This window comes from Bacillus sp. N12A5 (assembly GCF_026790125.1).
Taxonomy (GTDB): Bacteria; Bacillota; Bacilli; order Bacillales; family Bacillaceae; genus Bacillus.
In genome coordinates this window covers 345944-365050 of sequence record NZ_JALAMR010000008.1, presented here as the reverse complement: position 1 = coordinate 365050, position 19107 = coordinate 345944, and the positions used below count along the sequence as shown (strand labels likewise).

At 44.6% G+C, this 19107-nt stretch carries 21 protein-coding genes; 4 read left to right on the top strand and 17 right to left on the bottom strand.

The features are described 5' to 3' along the window. Positions 1-33: 33 nt before the first annotated feature. The 11 genes from greA to MOC09_RS11150 form a co-directional block, all read right to left on the bottom strand. Complete coding sequence (greA, locus tag MOC09_RS11200) at positions 34-507, bottom strand: transcription elongation factor GreA (protein WP_004399078.1); 474 nt, start codon at positions 505-507, stop codon at positions 34-36. Between the two features lie 250 nt (positions 508-757). Beyond that, complete coding sequence (udk, locus tag MOC09_RS11195) at positions 758-1393, bottom strand: uridine kinase (protein ID WP_003225916.1); 636 nt, start codon at positions 1391-1393, stop codon at positions 758-760. Positions 1394-1399: 6 nt separating this feature from the next. Further along, positions 1400-2668, bottom strand: coding sequence for a peptidase U32 family protein (locus MOC09_RS11190; protein ID WP_268362076.1), 1269 nt, complete (start codon positions 2666-2668; stop codon positions 1400-1402). 18 nt (positions 2669-2686) lie between these two features. Continuing rightward, complete coding sequence (locus MOC09_RS11185) at positions 2687-3616, bottom strand: peptidase U32 family protein (RefSeq protein ID WP_268362075.1); 930 nt, start codon at positions 3614-3616, stop codon at positions 2687-2689. Positions 3617-3621: 5 nt separating this feature from the next. Next, positions 3622-4275 (bottom strand): O-methyltransferase, encoded by a 654-nt coding sequence (locus MOC09_RS11180; RefSeq protein ID WP_268370523.1) that lies wholly within the window; start codon positions 4273-4275, stop codon positions 3622-3624. A gap of 152 nt (positions 4276-4427) precedes the next feature. Continuing rightward, positions 4428-5510 (bottom strand): endolytic transglycosylase MltG, encoded by a 1083-nt coding sequence (gene mltG / locus MOC09_RS11175; protein ID WP_268362074.1) that lies wholly within the window; start codon positions 5508-5510, stop codon positions 4428-4430. A 137-nt stretch (positions 5511-5647) separates the two neighbouring features. Then, positions 5648-5929 (bottom strand): DUF1292 domain-containing protein, encoded by a 282-nt coding sequence (locus MOC09_RS11170; RefSeq protein WP_003246199.1) that lies wholly within the window; start codon positions 5927-5929, stop codon positions 5648-5650. Between the two features lie 17 nt (positions 5930-5946). Next, a complete protein-coding gene (gene ruvX / locus MOC09_RS11165) occupies positions 5947-6363 on the bottom strand; it encodes a Holliday junction resolvase RuvX (protein WP_003229795.1) in 417 nt (138 codons plus the stop codon). A 7-nt stretch (positions 6364-6370) separates the two neighbouring features. Then, complete coding sequence (locus MOC09_RS11160) at positions 6371-6637, bottom strand: IreB family regulatory phosphoprotein (protein WP_003225903.1); 267 nt, start codon at positions 6635-6637, stop codon at positions 6371-6373. 84 nt (positions 6638-6721) lie between these two features. Further along, a complete protein-coding gene (gene alaS, locus MOC09_RS11155; RefSeq protein WP_268370521.1) occupies positions 6722-9358 on the bottom strand; it encodes an alanine--tRNA ligase in 2637 nt (878 codons plus the stop codon). Positions 9359-9691: 333 nt separating this feature from the next. Then, positions 9692-10753, bottom strand: coding sequence for an AI-2E family transporter (locus MOC09_RS11150; RefSeq protein WP_268362070.1), 1062 nt, complete (start codon positions 10751-10753; stop codon positions 9692-9694). 185 nt (positions 10754-10938) lie between these two features. On the opposite strand from MOC09_RS11150, the gene MOC09_RS11145 reads away from it, so the two are divergent. The 4 genes from MOC09_RS11145 to MOC09_RS11130 are packed head-to-tail and all read left to right on the top strand — an operon-like array spanning position 10939 to position 13893. Next, a complete protein-coding gene (locus MOC09_RS11145; RefSeq protein ID WP_268362068.1) occupies positions 10939-11667 on the top strand; it encodes an amino acid ABC transporter ATP-binding protein in 729 nt (242 codons plus the stop codon). 21 nt (positions 11668-11688) lie between these two features. Then, positions 11689-12510, top strand: a complete 822-nt coding sequence (gene glnH / locus MOC09_RS11140) for a glutamine ABC transporter substrate-binding protein GlnH (protein ID WP_268370519.1) — start codon at positions 11689-11691, stop codon at positions 12508-12510. Positions 12511-12569: 59 nt separating this feature from the next. After that, positions 12570-13220 (top strand): amino acid ABC transporter permease, encoded by a 651-nt coding sequence (locus MOC09_RS11135; RefSeq protein WP_268362063.1) that lies wholly within the window; start codon positions 12570-12572, stop codon positions 13218-13220. Between the two features lie 16 nt (positions 13221-13236). Beyond that, entirely contained in the window at positions 13237-13893 is a 657-nt protein-coding gene (locus MOC09_RS11130; protein ID WP_268362061.1) for an amino acid ABC transporter permease, read from the top strand. Between the two features lie 36 nt (positions 13894-13929). Here MOC09_RS11130 and MOC09_RS11125 read toward each other — a convergent pair whose 3' ends face one another. The 6 genes from MOC09_RS11125 to mnmA all read right to left on the bottom strand — a co-directional run bounded on the left by MOC09_RS11125 (position 13930) and on the right by mnmA (position 19100). Further along, positions 13930-14061, bottom strand: coding sequence for a YrzQ family protein (locus MOC09_RS11125; protein WP_019715211.1), 132 nt, complete (start codon positions 14059-14061; stop codon positions 13930-13932). Positions 14062-14082: 21 nt separating this feature from the next. Continuing rightward, complete coding sequence (locus MOC09_RS11120) at positions 14083-14274, bottom strand: hypothetical protein (RefSeq protein WP_003225893.1); 192 nt, start codon at positions 14272-14274, stop codon at positions 14083-14085. Positions 14275-14285: 11 nt separating this feature from the next. Further along, the gene (locus tag MOC09_RS11115) at positions 14286-14810 is read right to left on the bottom strand and encodes a PRC-barrel domain-containing protein (RefSeq protein ID WP_268362058.1); all 525 of its coding nucleotides are present in this window, start codon (positions 14808-14810) and stop codon (positions 14286-14288) included. Between the two features lie 41 nt (positions 14811-14851). Continuing rightward, positions 14852-17254, bottom strand: a complete 2403-nt coding sequence (locus MOC09_RS11110; protein ID WP_268370517.1) for an ATP-dependent RecD-like DNA helicase — start codon at positions 17252-17254, stop codon at positions 14852-14854. A 24-nt stretch (positions 17255-17278) separates the two neighbouring features. After that, the gene (locus tag MOC09_RS11105; protein ID WP_268370553.1) at positions 17279-17899 is read right to left on the bottom strand and encodes a tetratricopeptide repeat protein; all 621 of its coding nucleotides are present in this window, start codon (positions 17897-17899) and stop codon (positions 17279-17281) included. Positions 17900-17984: 85 nt separating this feature from the next. After that, positions 17985-19100: a tRNA 2-thiouridine(34) synthase MnmA gene (gene mnmA / locus MOC09_RS11100; RefSeq protein ID WP_268362054.1), complete on the bottom strand. Its 1116-nt coding sequence runs from the start codon at positions 19098-19100 to the stop codon at positions 17985-17987. Positions 19101-19107: the final 7 nt, after the last annotated feature.

Here is a 19107-nt window from a genome sequence, read left to right as displayed (position 1 = left end):
TTGTGGACGAGGTGTTTCTTTGCTAAACGGATCTTATGAAATTTTCACAATTTTCACGAGCATTTCTCCGCCCGGTGTTTGAACTGTGACTTCTTCATCTACTTTTTTGCCCAAGAGGCTTTTTGCAATTGGCGAATCGTTTGAGATTTTTCCTTCAAACGGATCAGCTTCGGCACTTCCAACGATCGTATATGACTCTTCATCACCGTCAGGAAGCTCGACGAAAGTGACGGTTTTACCCAAACCGACAACGTTAGAGCCGCCGTCATCTTCAATGATTTTCGCATTGCGGATCATATTTTCAAGGGTCGTCACACGGCCCTCTACGAATGCCTGCTCTTCTTTCGCTGAATCGTATTCAGAGTTCTCGGAAAGGTCTCCGAAACTTCTCGCTATTTTGATGCGTTCTACTACTTCTTTTCGTTTAACCGTTTTCAAATATTCTAATTCTTGTTCAAGTTTTTGTTTTCCTTCTGCAGTCATAGGAAAAACTTTCTCTTGTGCCATGTCCCTTCACTCCTTCTGGTTGTCCCTCAACATCTTCGATTATGTATGAGAGCATAAACTAAAAAATACAAGAATGAGAACACAGGGCAGTCCTCGTTCTTCTCTCCCATATAGGTACTGTTTATCTTAAACTGAATCTTGTCGTTCTGCAAATATTTCGCGTTTATAAACAGGGAAAGAAGGGAATTCGCACATTCCCTTCCTGCCTATACATAATATGGTCAGAGTTATTTATGTCTATGCTATGGTATTACAAAATCGCGTTTTGTTCAAGAATGGTTTGAATTTTTGTGACCATCAGATCAATTGCGACGTGATTCTGTCCGCCTTCCGGGATAATAATATCAGCGTACCGTTTCGTAGGCTCGACAAATTGGTTATGCATCGGACGGACAACTGACACATATTGTTCAATGACAGAATCAATAGAGCGTCCGCGCTCATTAATATCTCTCATAATCCGTCTGATGATACGCAAGTCAGCGTCTGTATCAACATAAAGCTTGATATCCATCAGATCACGAAGCCTTTTGTCTTCAAGAACAAGAATGCCTTCAAGGATAATCACATCCTTTGGCTCTACGTGAACTGTTTCTTCTGATCTTGTGTGAAGCTTATAATCGTAAATCGGCTTTTCAATCGGGCGGTAATTCAATAGATCCTGAATATGCTCGATTAAATAGTCATTATCAAACGCAAGCGGATGATCATAGTTTGTGTTCAGCCTTTCTTCAAATGGAAGATGGCTTTGGTCTTTATAATAAAGGTCCTGCTGGATCATTAAAATTGAGTGTCCTTTAAATTGTTCATAAATTGACCGTGTGACACTCGTTTTTCCTGAACCGGAACCTCCTGCGATTCCAATGACTACTGGATTCTTACCCATGGGCTGTTACTTCCCCTTTCTCATCATGTTGCTCGGATAAATCTTTTTGTCTAGTTTGAATTTGACAATTTGCAGGGGATGGCGGGCAGCATCTAGCTCATTTCCGTCTTCGTCCCAAATGGTTTCAATCGTATGTGTAAAGTTTTCGATTTCCGGACCGAAAAATTCGACTTCGTCGCCTTTTTTGAAGAAATTGCGCTGCTGAAGCGTGACCATTTGTGTGTCTTCATCATAATTCAGCACTAAGCCGACAAAATCAAATGTCGTTTTTTTCGCGTGCTCGCCGAACATTTGCTCTTCATAGCCTGGGATTCCTTCAAAGAAAGCTGTCGCAGTGTCCCGGTTGGCGCACTTATCAAGCTCTTCAAGCCATTCTTTTTGAATCACAAAGTTATCCGGATCAGCGCAATAAGCGTCAATTACTTTGCGGTATACACTGACAACTGTTGCTACATAGTGAATGGATTTCATGCGTCCTTCAATCTTTAAGCTGTCGATGCCCATTTCGATCATTTTCGGAATGGATTCAATCAGCTTCAAGTCTTTCGGGCTCATTGCAAATGGCGCATCTTCTTCACCATAAAGAGCAACGGCATTGGCACCGTCTGTTTGATAGAGGTCATAATCCCAGCGGCATGACTGGCAGCAGCCTCCTCGGTTGGAATCCCTCGCCGTCATGTGATTGCTCAGGACACAGCGGCCGGAATATGCGATACACATCGCGCCGTGAATAAAGGATTCGATTTCGATATCTACCTTTTCTTTCATTTCTCTGATTTCAAGCGCACTTGTTTCACGTGCCAGCACGACGCGGTCAAGGCCTTCTTCCTTCCAGAACTGGACAGCCTTCCAGTTTGAAAGAGACTGCTGCGTGCTCAAGTGAACCTCAACATTTGGCGCCACTCTGCGGCATGTTTCGATAATAAGCGGATCCGCCACAATGATGCCCGCAACGTTGGCGTCTCCTAGCGCTTTTAAATAGTCTTCAAGCCCGTCCATGTTTTCATTATGAGCGAAAATATTGGTTGTTACGTAGATCTTCGCGCCATATTTCTTTGCGAATTCAACGCCTTCTGCAATTTCTTCGATCGTAAAGTTATCGGCATTCGAGCGCAGCCCGTATTCCTGTCCTCCGATAAAGACTGCGTCCGCTCCGTAATGAACAGCAATTTTCAGCTTTTCAAGATTACCCGCAGGTGCAAGAAGCTCCGGCTTTTTCGTAATCACACGCTTTCCATTGACGATTGTGGATATTTTATCATTTACGGCAGTCATAGCTTAACCTCCTTATAATTAATAAACCGTTTCTTTGAAGAAGAAGCCGGTATCGATTTTTCTGTTTACTGGCTGGATGCTTTCAATGCGTTCAATCCAGTCTTCTTTTTTCGCTTCATATTCGTCACGGTTTTCCGCACACAGATCTATTGCTTCTCTGTACATTTTGGTGACTTCTATTAAGTATTCAGACGATTTCAGGACACCGTCGATTTTGAAGGAATCAATGCCTGCATCTATTAATTCTTCTAGCTCATCAATGATGCACACGTCGTTCGGGCTCATAATGTGCGTGCCGTTTTCATCTTCGAAAATCGGATATTTATTATCACGCTCTTTATCGTGCAAGAACATGCCTGATTCTTTTTTCTTTCTTTCAATATCCATCACTTTGCCTTGGTATTCAAAATAGTTTCCAATCAAAGAACGCTTCGACTGGAACATGCACGTCATTCCATGCACCTGGATTTCAATTTCGACTTCAGCGTTTTCTTTAATCTCCACAATGCTGTCCATGTTTAACTCTCTGGCAAGCACAGAACGCGCAGCGCCTTTGCGTCCCCAGTAGTTGCATGTATAGTAGTTGGTGCCTGTCGTTTCTGTGCTCCAATGAAGCTTCAGGTCAGGCGCAGATTCACGGGCAGCCATAAGCACGGCAGGATCGCCGAATACCGCTGCATCGACACCGGTTTCCGCTAAAAAAGCCAGATATTCGCCAAGTTCACCCACTTTATCGTTATGGAAAATTGCATTAACGGCAGCGTATACTTTCGCCCCTTCTTTGTGAGCGATCTCTACAGCTTTTGTTACATCTTCACGAGAAAATTCTCCGGCTAATCTCAAGCCGTATCTCTGTTCCCCAACTAAAAACGCAGTTGCCCCCGCCTGTATCAGCGGCAAAATGTCCGCTGTGCTCGTCGGCGTCACTAAGAGCTCTGGTTTTTTCATGACGTTCACCTCTTCTTTTTACTAATCGCAAGTCCGTCCCCGACAGGAATAATCGCAGTTTGATAATCCGGATGATTCATCAGCCAATGATTATATTCATCAATTTTCGTTACCAGTCTGCGCCTTCTTTTCGGTTCTATTTTGCTGTAATCCTCTGCCACCAGACCTTTAAACAGCACATTGTCTGTTAAAATCACCCCGTCCGGTGAAAGCATCGGTTCATATAAATGAAAAAAGTTTTGATACTGACCTTTTGCAGCGTCAATAAAAATGACATCATAAGGCGCGGTTACATGAACGGCGTCGGCTAATTCAACCGCGTCTCCGTAAAAAACATGAATCCGGTCATCAAGCTGAAACTCCTTGATATTGTTTACCGCTTCCTCATGCCGTTTCTCATTGCGTTCAATTGTATATATTTCAGCAGACGGCAGCTCCAGCGCCATTCGAATGGCGGAATAACCAATGGCCGTTCCGATTTCTAGTATTTTTTTCGGCTGCTTCACAGACAAAATTTGAAGCAGCACCTCCATGCCCGCTTTTTCCATGATTGGGACATGATGTTCTTCGGCATATGCTTCAAGCTTCTTCACGTTTTCCGGCCGAGGCTTCAATAATGCTTCTATATAGTCATTTATTTGTTCATACCGGTCAGTCACAACAAACAGCCTCCCGTTCTAAAAAGGAGTGCCCCAGTCTTTTGCATAGGGACACTCTCTGAATACATCATGATACATCGGTAAACAACCCGATATATTTTATCATAAAACCTTGCGGAAAGCGAATAAAAGGAGAGCTTTTTGCTCTCCTTTTATTTCTCGCTTTTTGAGGAAATGTATTTTTCTTTTGCTTTATTATGCTCTTTTAACGTTTTTGTAAATACGACCTCACCATTTGATTTGGCCAAGAAGTACAGATAGTCCGTTTTATCCGGATGCAGCGCTGCTTCCCATGACGACATGCCGGCATTGGCAATCGGCCCTGGCGTCAGACCCGTGTTTTTATACGTATTGTACGGTGAATCAATTTCCAGGTCCTTATAAAGAACCCGATCTTTATGTTTGCCTGCCGCGTACAGCACGGTCGGATCTGTTTGAAGCGGCATTTTCTTCTTCAGGCGGTTATAAAAGACGCTCGCGATTTTATGGCGGTCGACTTTTTCAGTCGCTTCTTCTTCAATCAAAGAAGCCATTGTCAGCAGCTTATGCACAGAAAGTTTATTTTTCTTCATTTCTGCTTTGTAAGTTTCCACATGAGAATTTGTCTGTTTGATCATTGCAGTAATAATGTCTTCAAGTGACGCGTCCGGATCATTAAAAGGGTATGTGGCCGGGAACAGGTACCCTTCCAGCGGATGCTTAATGTTTTTATTGAAAACATCATTTGTAATAGTGTCCGGGAACTCTTTCTTCAGCTGATCGATAAATGTTTCATCGTCCAGTTTCGCTATGACTTGCTTTTTAGAGTATTTCGTTTCATCAGCAATAGCAGCCGCGATTTGTGTCAATTGCGCTCCCTCGGTCACCGTAATTTGAAAGGCGTAGCCTGTAGCCCCGCTTGTCAGCTTATGAATAATGGCATCCAAGTCCATTCCTTTATTCAGGTGATAGAATCCCGCCTGAAACCCGGTAGCACCTTTATATTTCACATAATACTGAAATGCCTTCTCGCTTTTTATGACATCGTTTTTCTTCAATATCGAGGCGATGGCCGAAACAGACGATCCGCTCGGAATGTTAATGTTAACTGTCGTTTTACTGTTTTCCTCAACTGGTTCAAGTAATGATTTTCCATATAAAAATGCTCCGCCAATGATGAGAAGCAGCACAAGAATGGAAGACAGTATGATTCTTTTTTTATTGAAAAATGATTTTTTTTGCTGATTGATATACATTAGGTCTCCTCCCATCAGCTCTTATACTACATGATTCATTGTATTTCGGCAATTTATTACAAAAAAAGGGTCATAGAGGCCTTTACACAGCAGAAAAAAAGCCGGAGCATTATAGCTCCGGCTTTGGCGCGGTGTTTTTATTCTTCGTCTTCATCCGCTAAGAACGTGTTTAGTGTTTCTTCGATCATATCCCATTCTTCGTCAGTTTCAATAGGGAATAGCTCACCGTTTTCACCGTCTTCGTTTGGCGTGAAGCTGGAAGCAAGAATTTCTACTTCTTCGTCATCTTTTGATTCGATCGGGTAGTACAAGACATAAGACTTGCCAAACTCTTCGTTTTCAAATGTAAACAGCACTTCACAAAGCTGTTCATTTCCTTGATCGTCAACAATTGTAATATTTTTTTCGCCGTGTTCCATTTTCTTCACCTCTGGCTTTAATTTAAGCTGTCAAGATATCCTTGTAAAATCATAACAGCCGCCATTTTATCAATGACTTTTTTTCGTTTTTGCCTGCTGACGTCAGCTGCAATCAGCATTTTTTCAGCCGCCATTGTGGTAAGACGCTCGTCCCACAGCACAACAGGAACATTGTACGTTGTTTCAAGCACTTTAGCAAATGTTTGGCTGGCTTCGCCTCTCGGGCCGACTGTTCCGTTCATGTTCTTAGGAAAGCCGAGCACGATTTTATCTATAGTATAGTCCTTTATCAGTTCAGATAAACGGGATAAACCATAATCGCCTTCTGCTTCATTTATCTTTATGGTCTCAATGCCTTGAGCAGTCCAGCCCATTTCATCGCTCAGAGCAACACCGAGTGTTTTGGTTCCTAAATCGAGCCCTAATATTCTCATTCTATATTTACGCCTCTTTATGCTGTTCTAAATAAGACTTCACCAATTCCTCGATTAATTCGTCTCTTTCAAGTTTGCGAATTAAATTGCGAGCGTCACGATGCCTAGGAATATAAGCGGGATCACCTGACAGCAAGTATCCGACAATCTGATTGATTGGATTGTAGCCCTTTTCCTGAAGCGCGTCATACACTGTAATCAGCACCTCATTTACGTTAGTCTCAGCAGAATCATCGGAGAAATTAAATTTCATCGTTTTATCAAACGAGCTCACCGTTTTGCACCTCTTTCCCAAATTCGCAGGCAAAGTTCAGCCTGGGGTCCTTATCTTACCATCATTCTACACTACATGGGCAAATTATAAAACGGATTTCACCCAATCTTCTACAGAAGCCAAAGCTTCTTCTAATTTTTCCGGCTGTTTGCCGCCTGCCTGCGCCATATCCGGACGGCCTCCGCCGCCTCCGCCGCAAACTTCCGCAGCTTGTTTGACCAGCTTGCCGGCATGCAGGCCTTTCTCAATGAGATCCTTTGTGACTCCGGCAGAGATATTGACTTTATCGTTTTGTACCGCACCAAGCACGATCACCGCAGAGCCAAGCTTTGCTTTCAGTTCATCAACCATTGTGCGGAGATGGTTCATGTCTTTCGCATTTACCTTTTCCGCAAGGACACTCACGCCGTCAACTTCTTTTACTTTTGACAGGATCGCTCCTGCTTCAACGTTGCCGAGTTTCGCAAGAAGAGATTCATTTTCTCTTTGCGCTTCCTTCAGTTCAGACTGAAGAGCCGCAACTCGTTTCGGCACTTCTTTAATATTTGTTTTCAGCTCGTCAGCTGCCTGCTTCAGTACTGAGATCTGGCTGTTCATTTCGATGTAAGCGCCTTGTCCTGTGACAGCTTCAATCCGTCTTGTGCCTGCTCCGATTCCAGATTCAGAAACGATTTTAAACAGGCCGATTTCTGCTGTGTTTCTGACATGGCAGCCCCCGCACAGCTCTAAACTGTAATCTCCGACTTGAACGACCCGGACAATATCGCCGTATTTTTCGCCGAACAGAGCCATTGCGCCCATTTCTTTTGCTTCAGCGATCGGTTTCAAATCAATGCTGACCGGAATGCTCGCCCAGATCTTTTCGTTTACGATTTTCTCAATTTGTTCGAGCTCTTCTTTTGTCACTTGGCCAAAATGTGAGAAGTCAAAACGAAGACGGTTTTCCGTTACTAGAGACCCTGCCTGATTGACATGAGTTCCAAGAACATCTTTAAGTGCCTGATGCAATAAATGTGTTGCCGTATGGTTTTTAATGACGCCGCTTCTCATATGGTCTTCAACTTCAGCCGTAACATGCAGGCCTTTTTGAACAGTGCCGCTCTCCACAACACCTTCGTGCACATGCTGGCCGTTCGGCGCTTTTTGTACATCTTTAACTCTCACCACTGCCTGTTCGCTGCGAAGATAGCCTTTGTCGCCAATTTGGCCGCCGCTCTCTGCATAGAACGGCGTTTCATCAAGAATGATTTGAACGCTTTCTCCTTCATGAGCCTCTTCGATTAATTGGCCGTCCTGAAGAAGCACAATAATATTGGCATCATCTTTTGTTTGAGAGTAGCCGACAAATGTGCTTTCATCGGTCACATCGCGCAATGCGCCGCCCTGCACCTGCATGCTGCCGACGTCTTGGCGGGCGTTTCTAGCCCGTTCACGCTGCTGGTTCATTTCTTCTTCAAAGCCTTTATGGTCAACCGTCATGTTCTCGTCTTCTGCGTATTCTTCAGTCAGCTCAACCGGGAATCCATACGTGTCGTACAGCTTAAACACATCGGCACCTGAAATCACGCTGCTGCCCTTGTCTTTTTCTTTTTTGATCATTTCTGACAGGATCGCAAGCCCTTCATTAAGTGTTTCGTGGAAGCGCTCTTCCTCTGTTTTAATGACTTTCGCGATGAAATCCGCTTTCTCTTTCACTTCTGGATAGAAATCAGCCATGATTTCAGCGACAACCGGCACTAAATCGTACATAAACGGACGGTGGATGTCGATCGTTTTGGCATAGCGCACGGCCCGGCGCAATAAGCGTCTTAATACATAGCCGCGGCCTTCATTTGACGGAAGCGCCCCGTCACTGACAGCAAAGGCAACCGTTCTGATGTGGTCGGCAATTACTTTAAACGCAGTGTCTTTCACATTGTCTTTGCCGTATGTTTGACCAGAAATCGTTTCTGTTGCTTTGATGATCGGAACAAACAAATCGGTATCAAAGTTTGTCGGAACATTCTGGATGACAGATACCATTCTTTCAAGTCCCATGCCCGTATCAATGTTTTTCTTCGGAAGCGGCGTGTACGTGCCGTCAGGGTTATGATTGAACTCAGAGAACACAAGGTTCCATACTTCTAAGTAACGGTCGTTTTCTCCGCCTGGGTAAAGCTCCGGATCTTCTGGGTCATTGCCATATGCCTCACCGCGGTCGTAGAAGATCTCCGTGTTCGGTCCGCTCGGCCCCTCGCCGATGTCCCAGAAGTTCCCTTCCAAACGGATAATTCTTTCTTCTGGAATGCCGATTTTTTTCGCCCAAAACTCATACGCCTCTTCATCTTCAGGGTGAACCGTAACAGAGAGAAGCTCTTTGTCGAAACCGATCCACTTGTCACTCGTTAAAAACTCCCAAGCCCATGTAATGGCTTCTTCTTTAAAATAATCGCCGATGGAAAAGTTCCCGAGCATTTCAAAAAAAGTATGGTGGCGCGCAGTTTTACCTACATTTTCTATATCGTTTGTTCTGATCGCTTTTTGAGCGTTTGCGATTCTTGGATTTTCCGGAACGACACGGCCGTCAAAATATTTTTTCAGCGTCGCAACACCGCTGTTGATCCAAAGCAGTGAAGGATCCTCATGAGGCACTAATGACGCGCTCGGCTCTACCGCATGTCCTTTTTCTTTAAAGAAATCCAAAAACATTTGACGCACTTCCGCAGAAGTTAAGTGTTTCATTGTATTTCCTCCTCTATAAAAATCGAAATTCTCTTCAGTGACAGCAAAAAAGCCCTCCCCCTATGCAAACCACACGTTTACACAGGGACGAGAGCTGTCTCGCGGTACCACCCTGATTACGGGCATTATCATTCGCCCGTCACCTTTTACCCTGTAACGCAGGATGTGCGGCAGTGATTAACTGCACTCAGGATTAGCTTCCTCCGATCTTCTGATAAAGCTCCTTTCAGCTTACGGAGCTTCTCTCTTTAACAGGGCTTCGGCGTACTCAGATCCGTCACTCGAGATTCGTATGTATTCTACGAGAAATTATAGACAAGCGGCACGCCAATGTCAATGCTCCGTCCTCATCTGCAAAAAATGGATCATCATCACTTTTAAAACAGCCGTCGCTGGAACAGCCAGAATCATTCCGACGATTCCCGCAAGCTCTCCTCCGGCAAGGAGCGCAAGCATGATCACGACAGGGTGCATTTTAAGGCTTCTGCCGACAATGAACGGGCTGAGGATATTTCCTTCCATAAACTGCAGAATAAACACTGTAATGACCACAACGAGAACCGCCTTCACTGAGATCGTCATTGCGATTAACAGCGCAGGAACAGCTCCAATGAAAGGACCAAAATACGGGATAACATTCGTGATCCCGGAAATAAGGCCTAAAATCAGCGGATACGGGAGCCCAAATATCCAGAATGTAATACCTGCGATCACACCGAGAATCAAGCAGACCAGAAGCTGCCCGCGGACGTAATCTCCAAGAGAGTCATCCACATCGCGCAAAAAGGCGCTGCCCCGCTTTCTCCACGACTTCGGAGTCAAGTACCAGACCGTTTTTTTCATCAATTCAATATCCTTTACCATGTAAAACACCAGAAAAGGGATTGTTGCCGCAATTAAGAAATAATCAAGCACGCTGCGGATTCCGCTGATCGCGCCCTCGATTGTTCCCGCAAAAAACGCCTCCGTCTGGCGGATCATTTTATCTATACGATGATGCATGCCGTCAGGCCAGTCATCCGTATGGTTATGCACATGAAGAAGGAGCCCGTTATACGTTTCGGCAAACATAGGTATATTTTCTGATAAATCCGTCAGCTGCACGATTAAAACAGGCACGCCTTTATACAGCGCCCATCCAAGTCCGCCAAAAAAAAGAACATAAATCACCAAGATGCTCAAAGTCCTCGGTAACCCTTTGCCATGCAGCCATTCTGTGACCGGAAGTAATAAATAAGAAATAAAAATGGAAATAATCAAGGGAATAAAGATCGTTTTTATTACGAGCCAAAAGGGTGACCATAACATATCAAGCATAAAAAAGACATAGACTGTTAACAGAACCAGCAAACAAATGGCCACCCATAATAAAAGCTGCACCGGTTTTTGAAGCATCTGCTTTCACCTCTTCTATATCTTTTGAGGTTTACAAGGAATTATTCTTTCTGTTTCTTTAGTCGGCCAGAAGTCATGGACATTTTTTCATGTTAAGATTTCAGAAAAGTTTGACCATTTAAGTTTTAAATTTGTTTTATTTCCATTTCACACACCTTGTTCGAAGTTCTGATAGGAGGATTGCGATGATCACATTTCAAAATGTAAACAAGCATTACGGAGATTTTCATGTATTAAAACAAATTAATCTTCAAATCGAAAAAGGCGAAGTCGTTGTTATCATCGGCCCATCCGGTTCCGGTAAAAGCACATTGCTCAGATGCATCAACAGGCTTGAAACGATCAATGAGGGCACGCTCACAGTCAACGGCACTGTCATTAACGACAGAAAAACTGACATCAATAAAGTGCGGCGGAATATCGGGATGGTGTTTCAGCACTTTCATTTATATCCGCATAAAACAGTGCTGCAGAATATCATGCTGGCTCCGGTAAAAGTACTCAGACAATCACCTGAACAAGCAAAGGAAACAGCGCATTACTATCTAGAAAAAGTCGGCATCCCAGACAAGGCTGACGCTTACCCTTCCCAGCTTTCAGGCGGGCAGCAGCAGCGTGTAGCCATCGCAAGAGGGCTTGCGATGAAGCCGGAGGTCATGCTGTTTGACGAGCCGACATCAGCACTTGATCCCGAAATGATCGGCGAGGTGCTTGATGTCATGAAGAAACTAGCCAAAGAAGGCATGACAATGGTTGTTGTGACGCACGAAATGGGGTTTGCCAAAGAAGTCGCCGACCGAATTGTCTTCATTGACGGAGGAAAAATTTTAGAAGAAGCAGTGCCGGCTGAGTTTTACGCGAATCCGAAGGAAGAACGGGCCCGCTTATTCTTAAGCCGTATATTAAATCATTAAAACAGAAATGGGGGAGCTTGTATGAAAAAGATTTTATCTTTAGCATTCATTTCTTTATTGACTGTCATCTTGCTTGCCGCTTGCGGCAGCAAAGGGTCAAATGGAGAAGTCTCAAAGGAGAGCAAAAAAGATACGCTAGCCGCCATTAAAGACAATGACAAAATAGTATTCGGCGTCAAAACGGACACCAGACTGTTCGGCCTTAAAAATCCGAGCACAGGTGAGATTGAGGGTTTTGATATTGATATTGCCAAACAAATCGCTAAAGACATTTTAGGTGACGAAAAAAAAGCTGAATTTAAAGAGGTCACCTCAAAAACTAGGATTCCTATGCTGCAAAACGGGGATATCGATGCTATTGTCGCCACAATGACGATCACTGAAGAAAGAAAAAAGGAAGTTGACTTTTCTGATGTGTATTTCGAGGCTGGGCAATCGCTTCTCGTAAAAAAAGGCAGCAACATCAAGAGTGTTAAGGATCTTGGCAAAGGCTCAAAAGTTCTTGCAGTAAAAGGCTCAACCTCCTCTCAAAACATCCGTGAAAAGGCGCCTGATGCATCTGTTTTAGAATTTGAAAACTACGCAGAAGCCTTTACGGCGCTCAAATCAGGGCAAGGCGATGCCCTCACGACGGATAATGCGATTTTATACGGGATGGCTGATGAAAATAAAAATTATCAATTAACAGGAGAGACTTTTACAGATGAGCCTTACGGGATCGCTGTAAAAAAAGGCCAATCTGCTCTCACGAAAGAAATTAACGCTTCACTCAAAAAGATGAAGTCGGATGGCAGATATGATGATATTTATAAAAAATGGATTAAAGAAGACCCAGCTGAATAACGACCATCCCGGGATGAGCAGGTGATGCTCATCCCGATTTGATAAGGAGTGAATAGGCGATGAATGTGTCAATTCTTTTCGATAACTTCGATATGTATATGGACGGTTTTTACCATACCCTGCTCGCTAGTGTCATCGCGCTGGCCGGCAGTTTTGTTCTCGGCGTTGTGGTGGCGGTTATGAGAATTACAGTCTTTAAGCCGCTGCAATGGCTCGGGACCGCATATGTGGAATTTATCCGCAACATCCCCCTTCTTTTAATTACCTTTGTATTCTATTTCGGCCTTCCAAACGCAGGGCTGAGGCTTGACGGTTTTCAAGCGGGAACGGTTGCCCTCACCATTTATACCTCAGCGTTTATAGCTGAAGCCATCAGAGCGGGCATCCAGTCTGTCTCAAAAGGACAGATGGAAGCGGCGCGATCGTCAGGCTTTACCTACAGCCAGGCCATGCTCCACATCATTTTGCCGCAGGCAATCAAAATCGTCATTCCGCCCTTGGGCAATCAATTTTTAAACTTAGTCAAAAACTCTTCGATTCTTGGGGTTGTGGCCGGGTTGGACCTTATGTATCAGGCCGATTTGGTCTCGTCGAGTACACTCGTTGTATTTGATGTTTATATTTATGTGGCGCTTTTTTACTTAGTGCTGACCATACCGCTTAGCATCGGTGTTAACTATTTGGAAAAACGGCTGGAAAGAAGCTATTGATAAGGAGTGAGTTATTTTGGATTTCATCGGAGCTTATTCGCAAGAGCATTTAATGTTTTTATGGGATGGCTTTCTCGTCACTCTGTACGTTGCTTTCATCTCCATCATTCTGAGCTTTTTCTTCGGTTTAATCGCAGGCACCCTGCGTTATGCGAAAGTTCCCGTTCTTTCTCAATTGATTGCGGTTCTCGTTGAAACGATCAGAAACCTCCCCTTGCTATTAATTATTTTCTTTACGTTTTTTGCCCTTCCGGAAATCGGGATTAAGCTTGAAATTACGGCTGCAGCAATTACAGCATTAACGATTTTCGAGTCCGCCATGCTATCTGAAATTATCCGGAGCGGGCTGAAATCAATTGACAAAGGACAAATTGAAGCGGCGCGCTCCTCCGGGCTGAGCTATACACAAGCCCTGTTCCTAATCATCATGCCGCAAGCGCTTCGCCGCATGGTTCCTCCCATCGTAAGCCAATTCATTTCTTTATTAAAAGATACATCGCTCGCTGTTGTGATCGCCCTGCCCGAACTGATTCACAACGCGCAGATTATAAACGGCCAAAGCGCAGACGGCAGTTATTTTTTTCCGATCTTTTTATTTGCGGCACTCATGTATTTTGCAGTCAATTACAGCCTTTCACTCGCAGCAAGGCGCCTGGAGGCACGGCAAACATAGAAAAGGATACTCTCTGGAGAGTATCCTTTTTTCGCATTAAAACATTTTTGTTATTCTTTTTCTCATTCGCTTCATGCTTCGATTATTCAGCATGTCGGATTGAGTCGCCATTCTGTACACGAGAGCCCCAGCTCCCAATGCCAAAAGAGAAGTCATCGTCCGATTCATCCTGCGCATCTCCTTTCATGGTTAAAAATTGATGCTGCGTTCATCCTCAGAAAACAAATCATCCAAGCTGCTTAACGTTCCGTCTTCTTCCACTTGATGAGTTGCAATCTTCCCTTTCGCCACTGTCAGCTCAATAAAACAGCCCCAGCAATAATATTGGTTCACGCCGATTTTCCCGATATCCTTACTTTTGCAGTTCGGGCATATAAGCATATTTCACACCTCTATCCGTTCAGAACGATCTCGTCTTTCCGCACCTCGACAAGCGAATCCGCTCTTTGGATCTGGCGCTTGCTTCCCGCCAGGTCAGAAAAGAAACCGTCCGAGAGTTCATATGCTACGATTATGCCCCTGTCCAAACAAAAGTATACATCTTCCAGCATCCCCAATATATCTCCCTCTTGCGATTTCACAAGCTTCATTTTCATCTGTTCGTATGTGAAGCATAATTTCGGAAGAGGCAGAAGCTGTTCTGAACTGACCGAGGCCATTATGCGGTCATCAAGAATGGAAGAGATATCACACGCCCGCAATAGCGCATGATGATGATGCAAAAACCGTTTTTGTGCAAGAATAAACCCGAGACAATCTCCCTGCAGAGAAAAACAAATATCAGAAATTGTCCCTAGATAACAAGAAGTTCGTTCTGAGTATACTGGGAATCCTTCTACCTCATGGCATGTTCTCAAAGTGTGATCAACCACCTTTTGTTGAACAGGCTTAGGTTTTGCTTTGCGCCCTTGACTCATACGATGAAATCACTTCCACCGCAAATAAAAGACCCCCGCTGTCACGGGAGCCTTTGTTCTTCCTTCATAAAATCGAATGGTGTTATGCCTTCCATGCCAATATTGGCATCGAGTACGCTGAATGGGAGCTCTTTTTGCAAAGCTTCAAGCTCTGCATCCATTTCCTCAACCTGCATTGATAGCCTGTTTTTCAAAGAAGTCTGTCTGACAGTTGCATCATTATTCTTTACGCCCCACTCCAGCGCCTCCTCTTCTCCGCATAAAATGAGAAATTTCTTTGCTCTCGTAATCGCGGTATAAAGAAGGTTTCTTCTGAGCATTCTATAGTAGCCTTTCACAACGGGCAAAACCACAATCGGAAATTCACTTCCCTGCGATTTATGAATAGAGCAGCAATACGCATGGGTAAACTGGTTAAAATCTTTTTTCGTAAACGTCATTTCGTTGCCGTCAAAAGAAACGACGGCCATGTCTTCTTTTTCTGTGTTTTCCTTCGCATAAAATATTGACGTGATTTCGCCAATATCTCCGTTGAACACATTGTTTTCCGGCTGATTGACGAGCTGCAAAATTTTGTCTCCGGTTCTGTAGACAACATCCCCGAACTTGATTTCTCTCCGCTTTTCTTTAGGAGGATTCAAAATGTCCTGAAGCATCACATTCAGTTCATTGATCCCGGCTTTTCCTCTGTACATCGGGGCGAGGACCTGAATGTCCTTTGCCGTATAGCCTTTTTTCAATGCATTGGCGACAACCTTCTCAACTACTTCTTTAATTTGTGAGCCTCCACAGCGAATAAAGGAACGGTCCTTCGTCGGTGCAGTCAAATTGTTCGGCAGCAAGCCATTTTTCATTTGGTGGGCAAGCTCGACGATTGATGACCCCTCTGCCTGCCGGTAGATATCTGTCAGTCTCACAGTCGGAATCACCTGGGATGCCAAAAGGTCTCTCAGCACTTGGCCCGGACCGACAGAAGGCAGCTGATCTTCGTCACCGACGATGATAATTTGAATATGATCAGGAATCGCTTTGAACAAATGGTTCGCAAGCCATATATCAAGCATACTGGCTTCATCGATTATTAACAGCTTCCCTTCGATCGGCTGATCCTCTGTATGGGTAAACCCTTCAGCGCCGTTCCAGCCAAGGAGCCTGTGAATCGTAACTGCCGGAAGCCCCGTTGATTCACTCATTCGTTTCGCCGCTCTTCCTGTCGGTGCTGCCAATACAACTGGAAAAGCTTCATCCTTTTTATAAGCTGACGGGTCGAGTGACACACCATGAAGCTCTCCGTACAGTTCAACAATTCCTCTGATTACCGTCGTTTTCCCCGTTCCCGGCCCCCCAGTTAAAAGGAGCATCGGTGAGGAAAGAGCTTTTTGAATCGCTTCCTTCTGGCTGGGGGCATATTGAACGTTCATCCGTTCTTCCAGCTCCCCTAAAGCGAGCAGAAATTCTGATTCAGGAAACTGGTCGTCGTATTCGGTTTGGCTAGCGATATGTTTCACCCGCTTTGCCACGTTTTGTTCTGCGTAAAACAGCGATGGAAAATAACAGCGTCCATCCTCTATGACAATGTCTTTATTTTCTCCAAGAGCAATAATTGCGTTAGCGGCATCCATTTCTGTGATGCGCTGCCCTTCCCTTGCTGACTGGTTCAACAGTGATTGGGTGTCAATAATCAACTGCTCCGTTTCTATGTACGTATGCCCTTCTGACAGACAAGTCGTTTCAAGCGTGTACAAAATGGCGGCTTTTACGCGCTCAGGATGATTACCCGAAAGCCCCATTCTGCTGCCCAGCTCATCCGCTTTTCCAAACCCGATGCCTTCTACATCCTTTACAAGCTGATAAGGGTTTTCCTGGATCTTTTCAAGGGTTTCGGATTCATAGGCTTGATAAATTTTCATAGACAGCTGCGGGCCAAAGCCAAACTGATTTAGGGAAATCATGATTTGTTCCAGTCCCTGATGCCGCTGCAAGGCGCCGGCTAACGTATCAGCTTTCTTTTTTGAGAGCCTCGGAACATCATAAAGGACTGAAGCGTCAGCCAATATTTTATTAATGGCATTGTCACCCAGCTTTTTGACAATTTCTTCAGCTGTTTTTTTGCCGATTCCCTCGAATAAATCACTCGATAAATATTGAATAATGCCTTCCTTAGTCGTCGGTATCTCTTTTTTGAAATGCTCCGCTTGAAATTGGAGCCCGAATTTCGGGTGGGTTACGATCTTTCCGTAAAACGTGTAGGTCTCTTCTTCTTGAAGCGCAGGGAAGTAGCCCGTCACGGATACGGCTTTATCTTCAATGGCTTCGGAGGTCTCTGTGACTTTCACTTTCAGAACCGTATATAAATTGGCGTCATTATGATAGATGACTGTGTTGACTGTCCCTTTTAAATAGGGCTCTTCCTCCAGTTTAAGCTGATCCGGATGCTGCTGCACGAGCTGTCCCTCCTCCTGTGCCTGTTATGATGGGTCGATCAGTTTTTTAGCATGAAGCGCCAGCATATGATCCGGCTGAATGTCGATCGCCTTGTTCAGCATTTCCAGCGCTTTTTCTCGGTTTTCTTTATAAGCATAAGCGACACCGGCATTATAAAATGCATCAGCGTGGCCCGGTTCTTGTTCTGTTACAGCTGCAAATTGGCTGAGTGCTTCGTCCAGCATGCCCTCGTTCGCTAAGCACATCCCAAATTGAAAGCGTGCTTCTGTATCGTTCTCATTCAGTTCGACCGCTCTTTGTAAATATGGCAGTGCAAGCTTAGGCTGTTCGAGCTTGACCAGAACCGTTCCGAGCATATAAAACAGGTCGCCGTTTTCCATCCCGGCACGAAGCGCTTTTTCAAACATGTCTTTCGCTTCTTTGTACATTTCTTTTACGACATAGACATTTCCTGCTCCATAATAAGCAGTGGCGGCGCTGCTGTCTAATTCAAGCGCTTTATCATAAAACGCTAAAGCCCGTTCCAGCTCGTTTATAGATGAAAGCAGGTTGGCAAAATTGATATATGGAATGGCGTCTTCTTTATTTTCTTCAATCGCTTTTGTAAATGCCTCTGCCGCTTTCTCGTAATCACCTTTTTGCATCGCCTCTATACCGAGTTGATTATAATCCACCGACTATCTTCCTTTCATTAAAAAACCCCAACTCAGTGTTGAGGTTTTTCATCTTTTATACGTACCACAATTTTGTTCCGTCTTTGTACACATCATCAATTGTTCCGCCGCCAAGGCATTCTTCGCCATTATAGAAAACAACGGCTTGTCCCGGTGTCACGGCGCGGACTTGTTCATCAAAGATGACTTCCGCTTCGCCTTCACCTGTCATGCGCACCGTTACTTTATGGTCTTCTTGGCGGTAACGGAATTTAGCCGTGCAGGAAATCTCTTTGCCCTTCATGATATCCGAACGAACCCAGCTGATATTCGTAGCTGTAATTTTGTCGGAATAAAGAAGCGGGTTATGGAACCCTTGATCCACATAGAGAATGTTCTTTTCAAGATCTTTCCCCACCGCAAACCACGGCTCGCCGCTTCCGCCGATGCCAAGGCCGTGACGCTGTCCGATCGTGTAGTACATTAACCCGTCGTGGCGTCCTTTTACTTCGCCGTCCATCGTCATCATATCGCCCGGCTGTGCAGGGAGATATTGGCTAAGAAACGTTTTGAAGTTGCGTTCGCCGATAAAACAGATGCCCGTACTGTCTTTTTTCGTCGCCGTTGCAAGATCCGCTTCTTTGGCAATCTCACGTACTCGGCTTTTTTGAAGCTCGCCGATCGGGAACATGACTTTGCTTAGCGTATCTTCCGTCAGCTGATTCAAGAAGTACGTTTGATCCTTGTTTTCATCAAGGCCGCGCAGCATTCTGACTTTGCCGCCGCTTCTGTCTACCCTTGCATAGTGGCCGGTCGCTAAATAGTCGGCGCCTAGTGACAGGGCATGCTCCAAAAATGCCTTGAATTTAATTTCTTTGTTGCATAGAACATCCGGGTTTGGTGTTCTGCCTGCTTTATATTCATCAAGGAAGTATTGAAATACCTTCTCATAATATTGCTTTTCAAAGTTTACGGCATAATACGGAATTCCGATTTGGTTGCAGACGCGGATCACATCTTCATAATCCTCTGTCGCCGTGCAAAAACCGTTTTCGTCCGTATCATCCCAGTTTTTCATAAAGATTCCGATTACATCATAGCCCTGTTCTTTTAACAGCAGGGCCGCCACAGATGAGTCTACTCCGCCGGACATGCCGACGACGACCCTTGTATCTTCCGGCCGTTTTTCCATTTCATTC